Source organism: Salinispirillum marinum, assembly GCF_042650105.1.
GTDB classification, from domain to species: Bacteria; Pseudomonadota; Gammaproteobacteria; order Pseudomonadales; family Natronospirillaceae; genus Salinispirillum; species Salinispirillum marinum.
In genome coordinates, this window is the sequence record NZ_JBHSAL010000001.1 from 698371 (window position 1) to 715834 (window position 17464).

General features: G+C 54.1%; 13 protein-coding genes. All 13 read right to left on the reverse strand.

Annotated features, from left to right (window positions below):
• Positions 1 to 6 precede the first annotated feature (6 nt).
• Genes ACFOSD_RS03320 through ACFOSD_RS03380 form a run of 13 tightly spaced genes read right to left on the reverse strand, consistent with a single transcriptional unit; the run spans position 7 to position 17444 of the window.
• Positions 7 to 1104, reverse strand: coding sequence for a glycosyltransferase family 4 protein (locus ACFOSD_RS03320; RefSeq protein WP_380693567.1), 1098 nt, complete (start codon positions 1102 to 1104; stop codon positions 7 to 9).
• A 44-nt stretch (positions 1105 to 1148) separates the two neighbouring features.
• On the reverse strand, positions 1149 to 3077 hold the full coding sequence (locus tag ACFOSD_RS03325; protein WP_380693565.1) for a hypothetical protein: 1929 nt from the start codon (positions 3075 to 3077) through the stop codon (positions 1149 to 1151).
• A gap of 53 nt (positions 3078 to 3130) precedes the next feature.
• A complete protein-coding gene (locus tag ACFOSD_RS03330; protein WP_380693563.1) occupies positions 3131 to 4075 on the reverse strand; it encodes a glycosyltransferase family 2 protein in 945 nt (314 codons plus the stop codon).
• The gene (locus ACFOSD_RS03335) at positions 4072 to 5547 is read right to left on the reverse strand and encodes an oligosaccharide flippase family protein (RefSeq protein ID WP_380693560.1); all 1476 of its coding nucleotides are present in this window, start codon (positions 5545 to 5547) and stop codon (positions 4072 to 4074) included. The genes ACFOSD_RS03330 and ACFOSD_RS03335 overlap by 4 nt, the downstream gene beginning before the upstream one ends.
• Positions 5537 to 6664, reverse strand: coding sequence for a glycosyltransferase family 4 protein (locus ACFOSD_RS03340; protein ID WP_380693558.1), 1128 nt, complete (start codon positions 6662 to 6664; stop codon positions 5537 to 5539). The genes ACFOSD_RS03335 and ACFOSD_RS03340 overlap by 11 nt, the downstream gene beginning before the upstream one ends.
• Complete coding sequence (gene asnB / locus ACFOSD_RS03345; RefSeq protein WP_380693556.1) at positions 6661 to 8577, reverse strand: asparagine synthase (glutamine-hydrolyzing); 1917 nt, start codon at positions 8575 to 8577, stop codon at positions 6661 to 6663. The genes ACFOSD_RS03340 and asnB overlap by 4 nt, the downstream gene beginning before the upstream one ends.
• Positions 8565 to 9722: a glycosyltransferase gene (locus tag ACFOSD_RS03350; RefSeq protein WP_380693554.1), complete on the reverse strand. Its 1158-nt coding sequence runs from the start codon at positions 9720 to 9722 to the stop codon at positions 8565 to 8567. The genes asnB and ACFOSD_RS03350 overlap by 13 nt, the downstream gene beginning before the upstream one ends.
• Complete coding sequence (locus ACFOSD_RS03355) at positions 9719 to 11098, reverse strand: O-antigen ligase family protein (protein WP_380693552.1); 1380 nt, start codon at positions 11096 to 11098, stop codon at positions 9719 to 9721. Before ACFOSD_RS03355 ends, ACFOSD_RS03350 begins: the two co-directional genes overlap by 4 nt.
• Positions 11091 to 12374, reverse strand: coding sequence for a glycosyltransferase family 2 protein (locus tag ACFOSD_RS03360; RefSeq protein WP_380693550.1), 1284 nt, complete (start codon positions 12372 to 12374; stop codon positions 11091 to 11093). The genes ACFOSD_RS03355 and ACFOSD_RS03360 overlap by 8 nt, the downstream gene beginning before the upstream one ends.
• Positions 12371 to 13474 (reverse strand): GNAT family N-acetyltransferase, encoded by a 1104-nt coding sequence (locus ACFOSD_RS03365; protein WP_380693548.1) that lies wholly within the window; start codon positions 13472 to 13474, stop codon positions 12371 to 12373. Before ACFOSD_RS03365 ends, ACFOSD_RS03360 begins: the two co-directional genes overlap by 4 nt.
• The gene (locus tag ACFOSD_RS03370; RefSeq protein ID WP_380693546.1) at positions 13467 to 14606 is read right to left on the reverse strand and encodes a GNAT family N-acetyltransferase; all 1140 of its coding nucleotides are present in this window, start codon (positions 14604 to 14606) and stop codon (positions 13467 to 13469) included. The genes ACFOSD_RS03365 and ACFOSD_RS03370 overlap by 8 nt, the downstream gene beginning before the upstream one ends.
• Positions 14599 to 16455 (reverse strand): carbamoyltransferase family protein, encoded by a 1857-nt coding sequence (locus tag ACFOSD_RS03375; protein WP_380693544.1) that lies wholly within the window; start codon positions 16453 to 16455, stop codon positions 14599 to 14601. Before ACFOSD_RS03375 ends, ACFOSD_RS03370 begins: the two co-directional genes overlap by 8 nt.
• Positions 16452 to 17444, reverse strand: a complete 993-nt coding sequence (locus ACFOSD_RS03380; RefSeq protein ID WP_380693542.1) for a polysaccharide deacetylase family protein — start codon at positions 17442 to 17444, stop codon at positions 16452 to 16454. The genes ACFOSD_RS03375 and ACFOSD_RS03380 overlap by 4 nt, the downstream gene beginning before the upstream one ends.
• Between the last annotated feature and the right edge of the window lie 20 nt (positions 17445 to 17464).

The following is a 17464-nucleotide window of genomic DNA, read 5'->3' on the forward strand; positions in this document are numbered from 1 at the left end:
AGCGCCCTACGAGAGCGCCGCTTCGTAAATCGCTTTCATTTTCTGATTTCGTGTATCAGCCGAGAACTTTGTACGCGCCACCTCTAAGGCAGCTTGTCCTAGGGCCGTCCGACGTGCCACATCGGGAATCAATTGATCCAATTGTTTATAAATGGCATCGGTCACATAGGCCATAAAGTCCGGATCAATCTGGTTAATCACATAGCCCTTCGAATGCTTGATGTACGGCTGGTCTTTAATGTCGAGCAAGATACCGCTTTTGTTGTGTTCCAACATTTCAGGTATGGCACTGATGTTGGTGGCAATAATGGGCCGCCCAAAGGCCATCGCCTCTTGAATCGAAAAACCCCAGGCCTCTTGGTACGTCGGACATAAATAGATGTCACAGGCCGGCAGGATTTTGGTCATCAGTTCTTCGCGGTTCACAAACGCCATGGTGATGGCCGGGTGTTCAGCAATCTTTTTCAAGTATTCGTTTTTCAAGTCGGCGTTCGCGGTTTGAAATTGATCACTGGCACAAATGGTCAATGTTAAATGCGAATATTTTTCCGCAATGCGGATGAAAGCATCGACCACATTCGCCCCTCCTTTGCGCAAAAACTCGCCGACAAACAACAGGTTCAAACGATCATTGCGGTATTCAATAAGGTTATCGTCTACCCGTCGCACGATGGGGTACACCACGTCGGTTTTTGCCACGATATCGCGCCGCGTAATGCCACCATATTCTTGCAATGACGCTCGCCCATGTTCGCTTTTGAACAGCAATTTTTTGAAGTTGGGGCGCGCCAACAGTTGCTCCACAAACAACATTTTTATTTTACGCGGCGTTGGCAAGCCTAAAAAATCGAACGTGCCAGCGGATGAAAAGCGCGCGGGCGTATAGATCCATGGTTGCTGGGTAAGCACCGGAAACAAAGGCGCTTCAATAATGTCGTGCTCGCGGGAATGGATATAGGTATACACACCCTTGGCGTGACTCTTAAAAATGCGTTTGGTGTAACGCTCGTTACCGGTGACTGACGAATAGCGCACGCCATCAGGGGGAAATTGTGAATATTCCTGTGCTATGCCGTGCATCTCGGTAAGGCCGACGTTGATCATGTAATCTCCTTAGTGCTGAAGCATGGTTGTATGTATGGGAAGGTTCAATCTGACCAAACTACACTACTTGGAACACCGGGCTGTCTACCATTAAACACTAAGGGACCAACTTCTGACGTTGCAGCTCTTGTAAGGCCGTAGATGTCACGAACCAAACCTGGCGTTGCTTTTTTTCCTTCTCGTAGCGGAGAATCTTCATTAATTAAAATTCTTGGCACCTGCAACTCCAACATTGGATCAGTGATCACTGCACTGCCATCCCAAGATGGCAACGTCGGTGCAGCACCCTCACCGGAGAAATACCACACATTATCCGCGCCGGTGATGTTGTCGGACTTCGCCCCGGCATTAAAAGAAAAACTCACGTATGGCTGAGCAATGGCTGTCACACAGATATTGCGCGACCAATCAATGGTCACGTTGTCGCCGCCATTACCACCGCCAGTAAGTGCCAAACAACCACCGTCATTACTGCCATCGGCGCTGTAACCTACAATGACGTTATTGCGAATACGTATATCGCTGAGCAAGCCCTTGGGCGTGTCATCTCGTATGGCAATGCCGCCCCCTTCAGCCCCCTCGGATATGGTCACGTCCACGCCATCCCATGCGGCCGCCAAGCCTACATTGATCAATACATTGTTTTCGATCTCTACATCCATCGACCAACCACAAGAAGACCCAACGCTGATACCCGCGCCGCCTTGGTCGACCACCACATTGTTATGAATGCGCAATGGGCCGGTCAGGTTGCCGCAACGATCACGAGAACCACCGAAGTCTTCATCGTAGTTGTGAATACCGAATTTGGCATCGTTACCGTGCAAATAGTTGTAGCCAAACTCCCAGGGCTCCACATTCAAATCACGCAGACCCGACTCAATTGAGTTGCCGCCACTGCGAATGGTCAAATAGGTGGTGTGGTGAAGCTTACTTGAACCGTGACAACCGTAGTCGTAAATTTCATTGCCCAAGATTCGTACATTGGATACCCGGTCAATTTCATTTTGCGCACTGCCGCTAATAGCACCCGCCTGTCCGCTCGCACAACCGCCGGGTAAATCGGTGATGCGGTTCCCGACAGCACGGCCATTTTTGGTGGTTTGGATGCCATAGGTACCGCCATTACCGGCCAACAAACTATCTTCAACTGGCTGGTCATTGGCATCGACTTCGGTATGACTGGAGGCATACAAATCCAGCTTAGAAACCACCATGGCTTCGGTATTAAAATTCTCTACGGCTTTTTTGGCCGAAACGGTGGGCCGGAAACCCGGAAAGGCGACGATTGCAAATTGGGCGTCTAAACTGCTGGTGGAGCCACTTTTGTTCCAATAAATGCCTCTACCGTCTGGATCATCAAGGTGTTCAATAACAATGTCATGTAGATACAGAATGCTTCCCGCTGGGGCTTCATTCAATGCTTTTTTAACAGTTAACCATGGGTTGTTCCACAAGCCATTGCCCACCGAATCATCCCCACTGGATTTAATGTGATGAATTTCACCCTCACGCACCAAGAACGGTAGGCGATTCGACTCAAGACCATTCACCGTCACATAGATTTCCGCCGCACCGTTGGGCATGTTGGGCACCGAGAATGCAATTTCATGCATATAGTGGCTGGCGTGCAAATTGGCAGGCCCAGAAGGCAACTCGCCGTCAGCGAACTTCCAATAGTACACATGCGCTTCATGTTCGTTGGCGTTCACGTCCACCATGGTTACTGTGCCGCTGTCGTCGTTATCGCCGAGAAACTGCCCCCATACGGTCACTACCGCGCCACTGCCGACACCATCGCCCAATCCGGTACTCGGGCCATTGACTAAATCAGAAAACGCTAAGTATGGGTTGCCCGCCTGAGCATTGGCTTGCACTGCCCCCACAAACAGTGCTAACACTAAGAGAACGCCGTGAACAACCCTGCGTGAAGCAGGCGTGCCAGTCGGCAAACAGAGCGATATGGATTTCATGTGTTGGTCCCTCATTGGTTGTGCAGACAATTTGGAAATTAAGGTGTGCATCGTTATGACCCTGAGCGTTCTTTCGGGCGTTGTACGCGGTAACTCCATGACATCGACCGCGCGATTAGGTACAGATAAAACAACCAGGCTGCATGCAGCCATGGGCGCCACGCCAAGCGCCCAAACTTGCGACGCACCAACCCAATACACAGGCTGTAACTCAGCAGCCAAGTCATCACGATAGGCCACAAGGACAGGGTAATTACCGTGCCCACAAGGCCAGCCAACAGCATGGCTAAGCAACCCAGCGCGACCATGGCCACCGCCGAGCGCAGCACCGCGCCCAAAGAGGCAAAATCAGAACGGCCATGCCACATCTCGCGGCGCATAAATCCGGCCACGGTGTTAGGATAGCCGCGATGAAACACCCGCAAATCGGGCTCAGGTTTGAGTACTCCGCCTACGGCAATGGCCCGCTGGCAGAAATCATGGTCCTCACCCGTTTTCAGGTGTTCAGCAAAACCGGAAATTTGATCAAACAAGGTACGGGGGACAATCAGATGACCGGAGTTGATGTAGTTGACCTGCGCAGCGCGATTCAATAAGGGATACCAATAGCGCCCGACATAGCTTTGCGTATCCTCGGGTAAGCAGCGTGACCCGGTGACCTGCATCGGTTCTGCTTGCAAGGACAATGTGGTGTGTTGAAACGGCTGTCCCCAACCTTCGCCCAGCAAAACGTCAGCATCAATAAACACCAACACATCACTGGCCACCGCTGCCGCGCCCCGGTTGCGTAAAGCCGCGATCGTCAGCCCTGGCAAGTCCAACACGGTAGCCCCCATGGCCCGAGCAATGTCCTGTGTACCATCGGTAGACCCATTGTCGGCCACCACAACGGCAGCATCGGGTAATTCGCGCGCTACGGCACGCAAGGTATCGGGCAGTTGTGTGACTTCGTTGAGCGCCGGGATCACCACGCTGACACGAACAGACTGACGACTCATCCACTCACCTCCGCCTGCTTTTTAACCCGCCGAAACCGTTGGTTTACCTGCTGGGCTAAGGCCGTATTCAGCCACGCAAACGCCGGTATCTTGCCGCCCAGTAACCGTGCGCAACCGAGGATCAAGGCCATGTACACCAACACAAATGCAACGCCAGCAATCCCGGCACCCAGCCAATGAGTGCCTTGATAGAGCTGTTGTGCCACGAACCCGGACAGTACCGCAGCACTTAACGGAGTAAAAATACCGCCGAGCACAGGCCACACCGGGGCTCGAAATACATGCAACAGCCAGCCTAGGAAAGCCCCTGTGGTGAGCACCGCAAGCACCCCCCGCAATAGGGCAAAATCTTCAATGCTGCCTATAGGCATGAGCAGTAGGGTTGCCGCAATGACCAGCAAGGAAGCCACATCGTAGTAGAAAACGGTCTTTACCCGGCCCAGCGCAAAGCAAAAGTTATTTAATACGCCACCCAGGGAAAAGCCGAACAGCAGAATGGTTAACCAACGCATAATCCCGGCCGCTGCCGCCCATTGCGGTCCCAATAACAGGGCAACGATGGCGTCCGCATACAAGAACATAAACACGCACACCGGGGCGATGAATAACACAATGGCCAGCAACGCTACCTGCAACTGATATAACAACGCCACGGTGTCGTTCTTGACCTGTGCAAAGGCGGCAATCAAAGGTTCAACAGCGGGCACAATGACATCGTTCGCGGGCATAACCGTGAGTTCGCGGCTTAAGTTGTATTGTCCTAACAGGGCGAGGGGGAACAGCCGCGAGACGATGAACACATCCACCTGCGCCCGCGCGTAGCCAATAAAGCCGCGCGAGAGCATCCATTTAGAAAACTGCCATTGTGTGGCCATGCGTTGCCGCGAGAATCGAGGGCGATAGCGCGATACAGCGTACGACATAACAACGCCCACCAACGCGGACACCAAATCGCCCACCACAATGGCCCAGAAGGATTGATACAGCAACGCAACCATAATCACGGCGATAAACGACAAAGCCTTCTGGCTCAGTTGCAGATAGAAAATGGCGCGGTATTCCAAGTTGCGCCGCAGAATATGCAAACCGGGGTTCATAAACGCGCGCAGTAGAATCGCGGATGACAACACGGCTACGGCCTGTCCAATGCTCGGGTTGTCGTACCAATGCGCCAACAGCGGGGCGCTGGCTAACAACAGTAAGGTCATCCCCCCCTTCAATAGGATATCCAGGGTCCACGCCGAATTGACGTCCTCGTCATCCAGCGCGGTTTTTTGCACGACATATTGCTGAATACCGGTGTTAGAAAAAATATCGGCGAAATGAATCACCAAGGCGGCGATGGCAATAATCCCAAAGTCGGCAGGCAGCAGAATGCGCGCCAAAATCAGCGTGCTGATCAAACCCAAGGTACGTTGAAAAAACCGCATGACCACCAACAGGGCAGAACTCTTAACCAGCTTAGAGGCCATGGTGCTTCACCTCTCCCAACAACGGGTCGGCAAGGCCATACAGCCGAGCATAGGTGGCTGCCATCGCGTCGACATGGAAGCGCTCGTCGAAACGAACGGCACCCGCCTGACCCAGTCGTTGTGCCTGTTCTGGGTCAGCCAGTAAGCGTTCGATGGCCTCTGCCAGTGCGATGACGTCATCCGAAGGCACCAAATACCCCGTTTCGCCGTCGATTACAATTTCCGGTGTACCACCCACGGCCGTGGCGACAATCGGTTTGCCCAAGCTCATGGCTTCGAGCAGGGTCATGGATGTACCTTCGGTATATGAGGGCAGTAAAAAAATGTCCATTTGGCGCATAAATTCACCCGCATGCGCGGAGAACCCGGTAAACAACGTCTGTTGGGCAATACCCAATTCGGTCGCTAAATCTTCCAAAGCAGCGCGCTCCGGGCCATCGCCCACAATCACCAAACGGGTATCCGGAAAGCGCCGCAACACCTGTTGCATGGCGCGCAGCAACATGGGGTGATTTTTAACCGTATCCAACCGCGAAACGGTGCCAATCCAACGGACATTACCCGTGGTCAGCAACCGCTGTTCTGGGGCAATGGGAATGCTGGTTGATAAGGGTTTAATGCCGTTGTATACCACTTGAACCTTGGCCTTGGGCATCCACTCGTAGCGCTGTAAAGCCTCGCGCGTGGCACTGGAAATGGCGGTAATGGCGTGTGTGGTGAGCGCCATGATAACGTTCAATAGCGCTGCTTTGCCGCGAAAACGGTCGGGATGAAACCGCCCATGTTCGGTAAACACCAAACGCACACCCAAGCCGCGAGTGGCAAACCAGCCATAGGTGTACGGGGTGTATTGATGGGCATGTACCACCTCAATGGCATGGCGTTGAATATAGGCGCGAATTTGGCGGATCAGTGCGCGGTCCAACCCCGGCTGACGTGGGAGGGCATCGACGACTATGCCTTCTTCTTGTAAAGCAGCACCCATTGGGCCGATATGCCCATCGATGCAAAGAATGCGTGCAGTAATCTGTGTTTTTGACAAGGCGGTGACTAATTGACGAATCACCTGTTCGGTGCCGCCGATGCCCATGCCAAAGGTGAGATGCAACACCTTCATGCGACCTGCTCCTCACCGGTCAACCCAACCACATACTGTTGCCACCAGAGTTCAAACACCAAAAAGCTCCACAAGGCCTGCGCGTGGTCGGCTTTGCCCGCTTGGTGTTCGTGCCATAAACGCGCAATAACACTGGGCTTGAAAAAGTCATTCAGGCCCGCGTTGGCCTGCAGTAGCGTACGTTCAGCCAGAGCACGTATTTCGTGCCGCAACCACTGCGCCAGAGGCACAGAAAAACCCATTTTGCGGCGGTACAGAATGTCGTTGCTGAGCAAGGGGGTCATGGCCTGCTTTAAGATGTGTTTCTTTTCACCCTGATGCAGTTTTAGTGCGCTGGGTATGCGCGCCGCATATTCCACTACTCGGTAATCCAATAACGGCGCACGGGTTTCCAAAGAATTCGCCATACTCATGCGGTCGACCTTGACCAGAATATCGCCCGGCAAATAGGTTTTGATGTCGGTGTAGAGCACACGCCCTAAATGGTCTGGCGCGTCGGCCGCACGGTAATGCTGCAGCGTGACCTCGGCGGGGTCATAGCCATTCAATTGTCGCTGAAAATCGGGTTGCACAGCGTCTTGCCACAGCGCCTCGGTAAAGAACGCATTGGTGATGAAAAAGCTGCGGTCCGGTTCTTGCGCTAAGGTGCTCAGCAGCGAACGGCCACGCCGCGCTACCGAGCCCGGCAAAGCGCCTAACAGGCCCGCCATGGGAGGAAACAGGTTACGCCGCAGGCCACCGGGTACATAGCCACGCAATGTGTTTTCAATTTCATCCACACGATATTTGCTGTATCCGGCAAAATTTTCGTCGCCACCATCGCCCGCCAACGCTACGGTGACGCGCTGACGCGCCAGTTGTGAGACAAAATAGGTGGGCACAAAGGAGGGGTCGGCAAAGGGTTCGTCAAAATAACGGGCGATTTCGACCAGATGATCTTGCACGGTTTGTCGCACGGTGAATTCGTGATGATCGGTGTTGAATTGCGTGGCGACCTGTCGGGCGTAAGTGATTTCGTCGAACTTGTCGTCATCAAAGCCGATGGAGCAGGTGGTTACCGGCACGTCACTATTCCCGGCCATCAAGCCCACCACGGCGCTAGAATCAATGCCCCCACTGAGAAATGCGCCCAGAGGCACGTCACTGAGTTGGCGTAGCTGTACGCTGTCGTCAATCAATTCATGCAGTTCACCAGCGATCTGTTCCGGGCTGGCGGTCAAAGTATCGGCAAATGATAAGTGCCAATATTCTTCCTGTTGTCGGTGACCGTTTGGGCCGAGCAATAAAAAATGTGCCGGAGGGAGCTTGTGAATATGAGCAAAAATGGTTTTCGGGTCGGGCACGTATTGATGAAAAAAGAAGTCTTGAATGGCGTCTGGACGTAGATCACGGCGCACAAAAGGCAGCCGTAACAGGGCTTTGATTTCAGAGGCAAACGCCACCTGTCCGCCATGTTCATAGACATACAAGGGCTTTTTGCCTAGGCGGTCACGCGCTAAAAACAGGGTGTGTGCCTGGCGGTCCCAAATGGCTACGGCGAACATGCCGTTCAAACGCTGCAAGCAGGCGGTACCCAAACGCTCATACAACATCAGGATTACTTCGGAATCCGTGTGGGTGCGAAAAAGCACGCCTTCCGCTTTCAGCTCCGCACGCAGGGTTTTGAAATTGTAGATCTCACCGTTGAACACCATGACATAGCGCTCGCAGGCCGAATGCATCGGCTGAATACCGGCGTCGGATAAATCGATGATGGCAAGGCGACGGTGTACCAAGCCAATACGATCATCCTGCCATTGCGCCCCGGCGTCTGGCCCACGGTGATACAACGCTTGCCCCATGGCGGCCAAGCGTTGTTCAGTGTATTGGGGGCGCTCGTCAGGGTTGCGCAGATACCCGCCTATGCCACACATGGTGTTTCCTCGTGGCCCAGTAAACGGCGAAACAATTGGTCGTATTCGGTGGCCATGCGCTGCGCGGAAAACCGTTGGTCAACCAAGGCTCTGCCCTGTTGCGCTAACTGTTGCGCCAAGGTTGCATCTTGCGCCAATCGTCGTAACTGGTTGGCTAATGTCTGCCAGTCACCCAATGGCGCCAATAACCCGGTTTGTTCATGGCGAATCAGTTGATCGACACCGGGAATGTCATAGGCAACCACGGGCGTGCCAATGGCCATGGCTTCCATCAAACAGCGGGGAATGCCTTCCAATGATGAGGTCAATGCGAACGCATCAAAGCTGCGTACGAGTTCCAATCGGTCACTGCGAAAGCCTAAAAACTCAATGTGTGCGGCAGCGGGCAAGGTCGCTGCAAAGGCTTCCATGTCGGCGCGTTGCGCGCCATCACCCACCAAACTCAGGCGCGCATGCGGAACCTGCTGCCATAGGGCATTGAACGCTTGCAACAGGTCGCGGATGCCTTTACGCGGGATGATCTGCCCCACATAGCCCAGATGAAAGCTGTCCGATCGGGCGGGGGCGGACGCTAAATCACGGCGCAGTGCTTCCAATTCGGTCAGGTCTACACCATTTTCGATAAACTGGACGCGCTGATCAGGCACACCAAAGCGCCGCATGTCGTCCAATAGTTGCGTTGACAACGGCGCAACGGCGTCAAAATAGCGCAATGCCATAGTGCCCAACTTGATGAAGGTGCGTAACTTGAGGCCCACATTCCCGGAAAAACCATGTGGCGTGCTGACGGCGGTAATGCCGGTACGCCGTGCGGCCATCAAGCCCAACAAATCGGACTTATACCCATGCGTGTGAATAACGTCGATATCACGTTCCCGAATGATGCGGCACAGTTGTTGGATGGCGCGCAAATCAAACCGGCCACGCATGTCCAAGTAATGCACCGCTCCCTTTTCGCGTGGGTAAAGTTCGGCCACCGTGAGGTCTTGCGTGGGGCTCTCTCGGGTAACCACGAGATCGCACACCATGCGTGCCGAATCACAGTTGTTCGCCATGGCCAGCACCCAACGTTCGGCACCGTAGAATCCGGAAGGCGTAATAAACTGCAAGACGTTTAAGGGCCGCAAGGGCTGCAACGGTTTCATTCGGGTAAGGGTTCCTTGATTGACGATCTATGCATTAATCGACCTCGCGTTTTTCGGCGCACCGAGGCGTCTTTCGCTTGGATATATTGCAGGTAATACACATTGGCGGCCGCGGCGATGAACATGATCATCCAATAAAGGACTTCAGCGCGCAGACGGTCGATAAAGGTGGCGGCGACCAGATAGGCGAGTAACCCGCCTTCCAGCGCCAACATCTTAAAATAGGCTTCGGGGTTGAAATGGTCACTGTCTTGTTCGAGCAGGTATTTTTTGGTTTTGTGCGACAACCGGAGCGCGCTACCAATCAAACACAGCAGCACAACCGGCCCGGGCCAGCCGAGTTCGCCGAGTGACTGAAACCAGGTGGAATGCACGACTTTACTGTCGGCATGCTCAAAATATTCCTCTGGCAAGTAATTACGACTTAAGGCTTGATAGCCGCCGATACCCACACCTAACGGGTGATCACGCATGACATCGAAGGTAGCCAGCCAAAATTCGATCCGGTGGGAGCCACTTTCACTGCCGTCTTCCACATTGGTCAGTGTGCTCATGCGCGCCCAGAAGGTTTCATCGGTGACGTACCAACCGCCGCCTAACCCGGCCAAAATAATCAGAATCGCCATACCGCGCTGACCTTGGCGCTGATATTTGGAAAACAACATATAACAGAGGAAAAAACCAACGCCGACCACCGCGCCCAAGAACGCGCCGCGGCTGTTGATCAGCACCAAACCGTTGGCAATAAAGGCACCGCAGAGCGCGCTGAACAGTTTCATCTTTTTGTTGCCCAACCAGGCGTAATACATCAGCAGCACCAACGCAGGCACCAATGCTGCCGAGGTGTAATTACTGTCGCCACCGGTATCTATCATGCCGATACCTTCCACTCGACCATCGGCGTTGCGGCCGGTCACGGTTGCTACATAGCCAATGTAGGTAGCGCCAATCACATAGGTCCAAAGCACGGCATCGAGCGCTTTTTGCGTGGGAATGAGTTTGTATGCCAACGCCATGATGATGACGATTTTGATGAAATCGATCATAAAGGACCGGTGATAGCCCGGCACAATGGCGTGTTGATACATAAAAAGGTACAGCACCACCAAGGCCACCAACCACTTAAACACGGGTTGTTTGCTCCATGGGCTGCGCGCGCTCAACTCTTTGTATTTCATGCCCAGCACCAGCATCATTAACAGCACGGTAATGAACGAGTAACGCAGGCCGGGAATGCTGGCCGCCCACCAACGGTTATCGGGATTTAAGAAGTACACCATTTGGTACACCACGAAGGCGGCGGTGGGCACAACAAACAAGGCGGCCAAAATGCCACCGAAGAAAAAGGTGAGAAACAACAGCGCAAACTTAGACATAAGGCCACCCTATGGCCAGCAACAGCAGCAACAAGGTGATGGCAAAACCCAGAATGCCGCGCACCGTTACCGGGCTCGCGGCCGACCCTGTTGCCGATGGCCGGGCGCTGCTCCAGGTGACTTGGGTTTGGCCCTGGACAGCACGCGCAATGCCCCGCATGGCGTACAGATTCACCATCACGAAATAAAAGGGTATGGCGATTACCATGGGTAAGCGGGGGCGCATTTGCAACGCATAACCCAAAGCAGCCGTGCCCACCAAGGCCACTGCACCGAGCACCACCAACTGAAATACCCATAAGCCTTGTGCCGCCAACAGGGCGCTTCCGATGACACCGAGCACTGCGAAGTACGGGATTAGCCACCGCAGCAATTTATGTGAAATGACCTGCACACTGAACCAGCCGGTACGGAAGGGGTTCATTACCTCTCTAACCCGCAATAAACCGCGCACACTGCGGTTTACGATGCGTTCTTTCCGCGCCGCTTCTTTCCCGAATTCACCGGCGGTTTCCTCAAAACAACGAGCTTGTGGATCAAATACACCGCGATAGCCTTTGGCAACGATTTGCAGCGGATTCACAAAGTCGTTGATATCACGCGCTTGTAATGGCTCCCAAAGGCTGCGTCGAATGGCATAAATGGCACCGTCGCCGCCCACCACCGAATGGAGCTGGCTTTCCCATTGTTTGATCGCGAGTTCGTAGCGCCAGTATAGGTCTTCATTGGCGGCGGAGGCATTGTCAGCACCGTCCGTATAGAGCGCAGCACCCACCACATATCCCACCTGTGGCAAGGCGAAATGGCGCACCAACTGGCGCACCGCATCCACGGCGTACATGGCATTGGCGTCCGAAAATACCACCACATCCGCGTCGGTCGCGGCCAGCGCCAAATTCAAGCCCAGTGTTTTTCCAAGACGACCTTCCTGGCGGATGAGCTGTACCCGTAGTTCCGGGTAACGTTCCGTGAAGGCTTGCACCAAATCGTCTGTACCATCATCAGAACCGTCTGACACGACGAGGATATCCAATAATTCACGGGGATAATCCAAGGCTAAACAGTTATCGAGCTTGGCGGTAATGACCTTGGCTTCGTTGTAACATGACACCACCAAGGTCACACTCGGCAATGACTCATTTGGGGTTTCGCTGACGGCCGATGCGGTAGGTTGCCGCCAAAAGCGGGTCAACAACCACAACAACAGAGGGTACCCGGCGTACACATACACCGGCACCAGCAAGCAACCTAGCGTCAACACAACTAAACCGATCATAAGGTGATATACCGTCGTAAATGCCCGCCCAAGCGGTTAGCGACCGGCTGGGGTAGGCGCTGCCATACGCGTTCAATAAAAGGCCGTAACCGCTGGCCTAAACCGCCTTGCTTGAGTGCAGGCACGGGCAACAGGGCATCGGCGGTGTACGTCTGCCAGTCCAACAGATTGGGCACTGCACCCCATTGTTGTTTGAACCGATAGGTACCTTCGCCATAGGTCGAACGACCAAAATCAAATTCACGTCCGCCGCTGTCGGCCAAGTGCGCCTGAATTGTCCAATACAACAACATGTTCGGGGCGAGATGGTTGAAGTCGGCCAAGGTTGACGCCCACGGAATCACCGCACGTTCCGCGCATCGCAACACCCAGCCCGCGCCTACCACGCGGTCGCCAAACCGCACCAGCACAATAAAGTACGACTGACCTTTCTGATATTGCCGTTGAATGGCCTCGAACCAACGTTTGCTGTGCGCGGGCGACCCTAAACGTCGCATATTGGCGGCGTAAACCCGATAAAACTCAGCAACCGCCGCTGCATCGGTGCGAATTTCCGCCTTTAAGCCGTTTTTCTCAGCCTTCTTAATTTGACTGCGCAACTTGGGTTTGTAACTGGCCAGCAACGAGGCTGAACTCTCGGGTAGCGTGCACAGCATGCGCACTTTGCGTCCGGTCAGATAGGCGGTATCCGGGTTCTGCTCGTTGTACTCAGTCGACGCCGCCGTTCGACAACGTAATTCCAAGTGTTCTGCACTCGATGCGGCTAATTCACGCTGCGCAGCGCGAATCAATGCCTGCTCGGTCGCTTTATCGTCGGCCAATGGACCACCCAAGTCAGCAAAGGGCAACGATACCCATTGCGGCCGCACCAACGGGCGGCGCACATAGCACATGGGCAATAAACCGGAAATTTGCCCGCCCTGACCGTAGGCCACCAAACAGCCCTGATCATGTCCGTATCCCTCCGCCACGGCGTTACGCCACGCGCTCAGGTGATAGGGCGAGCCCTGTGGATGTTGCACCACGTAAGCGTCCAGCGCTCCGACAGCGGACTGCAGGTCTGCATCACTTAGCCAGCGAACAACCCCATGCTCAGTCATTAGCATCTACCTCCCTATCCGCCGGGTTTGTACGTCGACCTAACCAACGATGTTTGACCTCGCGGGCGGCTTGCTCCCAACGAAATTTCAGGCGATCACGCTGCATCACCACCTGAATCAACCGGGCATGCCACTGACCCAATTGGCGTTTGTAACGTTCGTCCCCGCCCATAAAATCATAGAGATCGCGTCCATCACTTAAATATGCCTGCAAGCACAGACTATGGCCCAGCAAACCCGGCTTGAGCTTGTTATCCTGCTCCACTTGCAAACCACCTAAATAGAAATACACACGGTTGCGGTAAATAAAGTTATAAAAAGTAGCTATTCGCGTATCACCGACAGCGACAGCGACCAGATCCACGCCACCTTGTGCCCAATGCGCACGAATAAACGCCTCATGAAAGCGCACAAAGTGCGGATTGGCAAAACCGCTTTGTGAAGGCCCGGCGCCCCAACGCGCCATGTGCTGTGGCCCAATCTCACTGAACCATTGCAACGCCTCATCGAGCGAACTTGGGCGAATTACCCGCACCGCGCCGCGCTGTTCATAAATTCGTTGCGCGCGCACAATCTGTGCGCGCGTGTTGGTAGACAACGTATTCAAGTATGGGGTGGCGGTACGTCGCAACGCGGCCAGATTGACCGCATAACATGGTGCTTCCCATCGCACCAAAGGCTTTAGTTGCCCTGCTGCCAAAAATGCCGCCGCTCGCTCCGCATCAATGGCGCCAACCTGCCATTCATCCCAGTCGTTTAAACCCATTTGCATATAACGCACAACGGCGGAATCCACGGCATCGACATGCGCCCGGTCAACCAGAAAGCCGTTGTATTCGATCCAAATCTGATCTTCTTCGGGATCCCCTGTTTGGTGTAAGCGCAAACAGCGCGAGGTCAAAACACCATGCCGACGATCCCGTTTTTCCACCAGCAAGCCTAAGCCAACGATGGTGTCCCCAACGGTTACCTTAATCACCGTGACGGCGGGTTGGTAAACTTTTAGCCACACACCTATCCACTGCCAGGATAAGAATACCGGGCAATCAGCGCGGCCTTCCAAGGCCTGCCAGTCGCGCGCTAGGGTATCCCTATCGATCAGCGAATAGTGTGTAACAAAGGGTTTAATCATGGGTTTTGTGCTGCTCGTTGGGAGAGTGCTCCATTGCCGGGTGCTTCACCAAGTACGGCCCCAAGATCAAGTAATCCAGATTACCCTCCAAAAACGCACGTACGGCGTCGGCCGGACTGTTCACGATGGGTTCCTCATGCATGTTAAAGCTGGTGTTAATCAGGCTGGGAATACCGCTGAGTTTTTCGTATTCCTGCAAGATGTCGTAGTAACCGGGGTTAACATGCCGCTGAATCAACTGCGGGCGCGCGGTCCCATCGACGTGCACCGCTGCCGGGCAGTGCTCTCGCATAAAGTCCGTGCAGTCAAAGGTCACGGTCATGAATTCAGCGGTGTGTTCCGCTCCACGTATGTTGTGATAGCACTTTTCCCGAGCTTCATAGAGGGTAACGGGCGCGAAGGGCATGAACTCGGTACGGCCGAGACGTTTATTCAGCCATTGATTCACCTCGGGTTCCCGAGCGTGGTACATAATGGTCCGGTTACCCAGGGCACGCGGGCCGTATTCCATCCGGCCATCAAACCGCGCTACCACCTGTCCGGCATGAATCAAGGCGGCCACTTCAGCCGCCAGGTGCTCGGGTTCACGGTAAGCCAGTCCGGCATCTTGAAGCGCCGCGACCATCTGTGCGGTGGAGTAATCGGGGCCCAAATAGGCATTGCTGATGCTGCTTTTTGCGCCACCGGGCCAGCTTTGATACAGGGCAGCGCCGGTGCCGCAGCCACCATCACCCATGTTGGGATAGACGAAGATGTGTTTTACCGTGTCGATTTCAAAAATGCGTTGGTTTAATTTAACGTTGGCGGTAACGCCGCCTGACAGCACCACAGTGTCGATGCCCGTTTGCTCTACCCAATGTCGTACAAAGTCGGTAGCCACGACCTCAAGGACATACTGATACGCCGCCGCGACATCAATTTTTGGAAAGCGGGTGGCCAGGTAGCGTGAAAAATACACGTTGTTCGCTTCATAAATGCTGAAGTCACCGGGCCGCTGCTCAATGCGACTGAGTAAGATACCACCTAAAATCGTCGGATCGCCATAGGACGCCAAGCCGACAATCTTCCCTTCGTGGCGACTGGGTTTGAAGCCCAGACTGGAGGTCACATGCTCATACAGGGTACCCAATGAATTGGGGTAACTGATGCCATGCAAACGGTGAATCTTGCCGTTCTGCCCAATGCTCACAGAGCCGGCCAAACCGGTACCATAACCATCCAGCGTGATGCAGAGGGCGCGGTCATAACCGCTCGCATAAAAGCTGTTCGCGGCATGGGTCAGGTGATGATCCATGCGCTTAACCGGTTCGTTCCAGCCAAATTCCTCTAACCCGCTGGCCAGCTCCTGTTCCCAATGCACAAAGGATGCGCGCGCCTGCTCGGCCCATTTGCGTGACCCCGCTAAGGCCGCACGATTTGACGCCAAACGTTGCGTACCTGCCACACTGTAATAGGAACTGTGCAACGCCCCTTTTTCCATCATCGCATTCGGATGGGTTAAGCCATGAATGGGTTCGTTCCGATCCTGTACGCGCGTCAGTGCCTCTTTTACTTGGGCACCAAGGTCTTTCGGTTGAAAACGCTTGATAAACGCTTTCTCGTCGGCCAGATTTTTGCGAAAAACTTTTTCTTCGTTGTCAGCGGTTAGGAAGGGGTAGGCGACCTGATCGAAATCACTCATGTTCAGACCGGTGTATTCCAATGCGGCTTGTAGCGCTAACCGGGGAAAACCGTCTTGTTGCTTTACCCGCGAAAAACGTTCCTCACCTGCCGCAAACAAAACCTCACCATCCACAACCACCGATACCGTAGCATCTTTATCCAACGGCGATATTCCTAGTACCTTCATTGTAAGCTCTCCCATTGCGCCTTCAGTCGGGTGGGCGTGGTGGCCTGTCCGCCGAGTTCGTTGAAAAAATAATCAAAAAACCGTTTAAACCGCTCTAAAAACTGCTGTAGATCACGCTCATTACGCACATAGGGCGTACAGCCCGGTAACACACTGGGGCTATGAAAGCTCCAAGTGAAGGTACGCACACCCTGCTTTAACAAAAATTCGGTAAGGCGTTTGTGGTCGTTAAACGCAAACCCTTCCGGCGACAACACCAACCTATCCACCAAGCCCAAGCGCGCCAAGATTCCCGGTGCCTTGAAGCGTTTGGCGCGCTGTGCGGCGTCATACAGTGGTCGGGCATATTGCCCGGCGCGCCCCACCAAGGCACCGGTCAGTGGAATTTCCAAGCAACGTGATGCGCCAAACCAAAAGGGATCCGCCGAAAAAGCCCGATAGTCCGGGCCGCCATCACCGCGGTGGTCAAAGGGCGGACATACAGAGACATCGATCTCAAACCCTAACGCTGCCAGTGTTTCCTCGGTGTGCGGTCCAAACCCGTAACGTCCGGCTTTGTAGGTGGTCGGTACGGCACCAAACACCTCAGCAATTTGATCACGCAAGATGCGCAATTTTTCGCGCTCCAACGCCATGGGCAAATTTCCCGGATAGGTATTCGCCACCGTGACTGGCTCATCAAACGGTGGGTTAACCCATGGGTGCAGGTGCGCACCAATCTCACACTGCCCGGCGCTAAAATACTGTTTCAGTAGCCGATAGCCGTCCGGTTGTGACGCCACCGGATAGTCCACCACATAACAGGGTGCCAACCCGTAGTCATTACAAATCGTCTGCACACGATCGATGTGCAACATGCTGGCTACACCGTTATTTGCCCGATCGGGCGGTGCGTGCCAGTCAAAATCTTCTTCCGTGTCTACCACGACCAACAATTGCGGCGGCGCATCGGCAGGCAGTGCAATAGGTTTCCGTTGGCTGAACATCATTTAATTTCCTTACTGGTCGC

What these genes read in the sequence shown, in the direction of transcription:
- ACFOSD_RS03360 (WP_380693550.1), bottom strand. Translation starts at nt 12,374, where the DNA reads ATGATCGGTTTAGTTGTGTTGACGCTAGGTTGCTTGCTGGTGCCGGTG.
- ACFOSD_RS03325 (WP_380693565.1), bottom strand. Translation starts at nt 3,077, where the DNA reads ATGAAATCCATATCGCTCTGTTTGCCGACTGGCACGCCTGCTTCACGC.
- ACFOSD_RS03375 (WP_380693544.1), bottom strand. Translation starts at nt 16,455, where the DNA reads ATGAAGGTACTAGGAATATCGCCGTTGGATAAAGATGCTACGGTATCG.
- ACFOSD_RS03320 (WP_380693567.1), bottom strand. Translation starts at nt 1,104, where the DNA reads ATGATCAACGTCGGCCTTACCGAGATGCACGGCATAGCACAGGAATAT.
- ACFOSD_RS03370 (WP_380693546.1), bottom strand. Translation starts at nt 14,606, where the DNA reads ATGATTAAACCCTTTGTTACACACTATTCGCTGATCGATAGGGATACC.
- ACFOSD_RS03350 (WP_380693554.1), bottom strand. Translation starts at nt 9,722, where the DNA reads ATGAAACCGTTGCAGCCCTTGCGGCCCTTAAACGTCTTGCAGTTTATT.
- ACFOSD_RS03365 (WP_380693548.1), bottom strand. Translation starts at nt 13,474, where the DNA reads ATGACTGAGCATGGGGTTGTTCGCTGGCTAAGTGATGCAGACCTGCAG.
- ACFOSD_RS03380 (WP_380693542.1), bottom strand. Translation starts at nt 17,444, where the DNA reads ATGATGTTCAGCCAACGGAAACCTATTGCACTGCCTGCCGATGCGCCG.
- ACFOSD_RS03355 (WP_380693552.1), bottom strand. Translation starts at nt 11,098, where the DNA reads ATGTCTAAGTTTGCGCTGTTGTTTCTCACCTTTTTCTTCGGTGGCATT.
- ACFOSD_RS03330 (WP_380693563.1), bottom strand. Translation starts at nt 4,075, where the DNA reads ATGAGTCGTCAGTCTGTTCGTGTCAGCGTGGTGATCCCGGCGCTCAAC.
- ACFOSD_RS03340 (WP_380693558.1), bottom strand. Translation starts at nt 6,664, where the DNA reads ATGAAGGTGTTGCATCTCACCTTTGGCATGGGCATCGGCGGCACCGAA.
- asnB (WP_380693556.1), bottom strand. Translation starts at nt 8,577, where the DNA reads ATGTGTGGCATAGGCGGGTATCTGCGCAACCCTGACGAGCGCCCCCAA.
- ACFOSD_RS03335 (WP_380693560.1), bottom strand. Translation starts at nt 5,547, where the DNA reads ATGGCCTCTAAGCTGGTTAAGAGTTCTGCCCTGTTGGTGGTCATGCGG.